Below are 836 nucleotides of genomic sequence, written 5' to 3'. Positions count from 1 at the left end.
TTTCCTTTACTATAACGCAAAGTATCTTAACGAATCGGATGTTCAGTCACTTGATAATATCCTCGAAATTGCAGGGAAGAAGAACAAGTTCTTCGCCATGGACTGGTCTTCGGGATGGTATACATATTCATTCTTCGGCGGAGCAGGACTGACTGCCGAAGCAAATCCCGGCGGTACCTTCAACGAATGTGACTGGAACTCTACCAAGAACAAGTATAAAGGCGTTGATGTGGCTCAGGCGATGCTGGATATAAGCAGCAGCAAGGGCTTCAGAAGTACGGAAAGCCCCATCGATGGAGCTTCGGATGACAGCGTTATAGCCTTTGTCAGCGGACAGTGGGATTACGAGAACCTTCGCGGTATATGGGGCGACAATCTCAGAGCTACAAAGCTGCCTACATTTACGGTCAACGGCGATCAGGTACAGATGTCCGGATTTATGGGATATAAGTATGTCGGCGTATACTCGGGAACAAAAAATCCCGACTGGGCTGTAAAGTTTGCTGAATGGGTATCAAATTATGATAATCAGGTGGAACGTTTCAAAGTGACAGGTGAGTGCCCCTCAAATGTTGAGGCTATGCAGGCGGAAGAAGTTCAGTCATCACCTGCTGTTGTGGCTCTTGGTGAGCAGTCTGCTTTTTCTGTACGACAGAACGTAACGGATGCATACTGGACACCGTCATCTCTGCTGGGAAGCACTCTTGCAGCAGGCAATCCCGATAAAATAGACCTTCAGGAATTGCTTGACGATGTCACAGCAGAAATAAATGCACGATAGTACCTACCCACTTTGTAAAGACCTCCTATGGTTTATAATATGCCATAGGAGGTCT

Annotated in this window: 1 protein-coding gene; it reads left to right on the top strand. The window is 46.8% G+C overall.

All coding sequences use genetic code 11. The annotated features are described in order from the left end of the window. A partial coding sequence (locus tag CUS_RS06595) for an extracellular solute-binding protein (protein ID WP_002848672.1) occupies nt 1–781 on the top strand: 781 nt, incomplete at its 5' end. Between the last annotated feature and the right edge of the window lie 55 nt (nt 782–836).

The sequence above is a fragment of the Hominimerdicola alba 8 genome (genome assembly GCF_000178155.2).
In the GTDB taxonomy this organism is placed as follows: Bacteria; Bacillota; Clostridia; order Oscillospirales; family Ruminococcaceae; genus Hominimerdicola; species Hominimerdicola alba_C.
The sequence above is the reverse complement of the archived record's forward strand: the minus strand, read 5'-3'. Positions and strand labels throughout refer to the sequence as shown.